This is a genomic window from Flexivirga caeni, from assembly GCF_003724155.1.
In the GTDB taxonomy this organism is placed as follows: Bacteria; Actinomycetota; Actinomycetes; order Actinomycetales; family Dermatophilaceae; genus Flexivirga; species Flexivirga caeni.
This window is the reverse complement of sequence record NZ_RJJQ01000049.1, coordinates 1-1191: the sequence shown is the minus strand read 5'-3', so window position 1 is coordinate 1191 and position 1191 is coordinate 1. Positions and strand designations below refer to the sequence as shown.

The window sequence follows — 1191 nt, the reverse complement described above, 5'->3', positions numbered from 1 at the left end:
GCGACGCGGTCGGTATGACGACTGCGTCTGACGCGCCAGCGGCGCCGGGTCCGGGTGCTCCGGATACAGCCGCAGCGGCTGGCTCTGGTCCCGCGGATTCTGGTGCAGCTCCCCCACTTGTCGCCCCTTCAACTACGGCAGCCCCAGCGGTGCCGGGTCGTGCTGCGGAGATTCTGGAGTTGGCTCGGGAGTTCCGGGCTGCGTTGGATGAGGTGCCGGGTGCGTTGTACCAGCTCGGGGAAGAGGGACTGTCGGACCTGATGACCCAGCTGATGGGCGTGCATGTTCGTGCTGCGCAGGTGGCGACGGTGGTCGTGACGGAAGCGCATATCCGGGGTGAGGTGAACACGTCGATATCGGCGTCCGCGGTGTAGTGGATCACCTCCCACGCGGTGGAGGCGGGCACGATGGTGGAACCACGGGACGTGAAGACGATGGCCGTGGTCGCGCAAGCCTACGGCGACCGCCGCAACGCGGTGGTCGTCGACGCGGTGCGGGAGGGTTCGTGCACGGTGGCGGTGGCGCGGGCGGCGGTGTCGAACGCGGACAAGGTGGCCCCCGTCCTGCCGGGCGCGTCGCGGGATGAACTGTTGGGGCATTTCCTGCAACTGGATCCGGCGTTGGGGTCTCGTGGGGTGTCGGCGTTGACGCGGATGATCATCGCCCAGTAGGCCCCGGACACTCTCTCGGCGCGGGACGCGAAACTGGAGGCGGTCGAAACGTTGAGCTGGTTCACCACGCCGACGGGGATGACCCGTTTGACCGCGGAGTTGGCTCCCGCGAGTGCGGCGGTGATGAAGTCCGCGATCCTGGCCCTGTCCGCACCCCAGCCCATGACGTGTGACGACGACGGTGACCCGGGCACGAACGAGGGCACGAAGACTGGCGCGAAGGTTGGCGGCGGTCAGGTGGTGCGGGATGAGCGGACCCCGGGGAAACGTCGCGCGGACGCGCTCACCGAACTGGTCACCGCAGCCGCGAAAGTGGTCAGCGGGGACGCATCCCCGACCGGTGCGGCGGCGACCGCGCTGATCACGATGAACCTGGAAGCCCTGACCGAGGGTGTGGGGCATGCCCAGGCGGTCGCGACCGGCGACGTCCTGGATGCGGGTGCCGCCCGCCGGATCGCGTGTGATGCGCAGGTCATCCCGATCGTCCTCGGCGCCCGGAGTGAACCGTTGGATGTGGGAC

General features: G+C 68.9%; 3 protein-coding genes. All 3 read left to right on the top strand.

Features of this window, described 5'->3' with window-relative positions; all coding sequences use genetic code 11:
- The first annotated feature begins 149 nt into the window (after positions 1 to 149).
- Positions 150 to 374 (top strand): hypothetical protein, encoded by a 225-nt coding sequence (locus tag EFY87_RS19935; RefSeq protein ID WP_123273231.1) that lies wholly within the window; start codon positions 150 to 152, stop codon positions 372 to 374.
- A gap of 33 nt (positions 375 to 407) precedes the next feature.
- Positions 408 to 671 carry a hypothetical protein gene (locus EFY87_RS19930; RefSeq protein WP_148043438.1) on the top strand — a complete coding sequence of 88 codons (264 nt, stop codon included), beginning with the start codon at positions 408 to 410 and terminating at the stop codon, positions 669 to 671.
- A gap of 78 nt (positions 672 to 749) precedes the next feature.
- Positions 750 to 1191, top strand: a 442-nt coding sequence (locus EFY87_RS19925) for a DUF222 domain-containing protein (RefSeq protein WP_123273229.1), incomplete at its 3' end; no start/stop codon positions are given.

Excerpts from the sequence above, each read along its gene's own strand:
- EFY87_RS19930 (WP_148043438.1), top strand. The coding sequence starts at position 408 with ATGGTGGAACCACGGGACGTGAAGACGATGGCCGTGGTCGCGCAAGCC.